Here is a 222-nt window from a genome sequence, read left to right on the forward strand (position 1 = left end):
GTACCGCGAGTTTTTGACCTTCATCCATAACTTGGTGTCCACCTCTTTTAAGTGGACACCACATGCCAAAGCTCACTCAAATACAGAAGGTGCGGAGAAATTCGCGCTTACTATGAACTCGTAGGGCGTGAGGCCCTTTAGCGTCTTGAGCCTGCGCCCGAAATTGTACGCGTCGATGAAGTCGGCCAGATGCTTTTTCAGTTGCGCATGATCGTCGTAGTG

Annotated in this window: 1 protein-coding gene; it reads right to left on the reverse strand. The window is 50.5% G+C overall.

Going from position 1 to position 222, the window contains the following annotated elements:
* Nucleotides 1-72 precede the first annotated feature (72 nt).
* The coding region (locus MOV63_RS32545) for an IS3 family transposase (protein WP_247039849.1) at nucleotides 73-222 on the reverse strand (150 nt) is incomplete at its 5' end.

The sequence above is a fragment of the Neorhizobium sp. SHOUNA12A genome (assembly GCF_023006505.1).
Lineage (GTDB): Bacteria > Pseudomonadota > Alphaproteobacteria > Rhizobiales > Rhizobiaceae > Neorhizobium.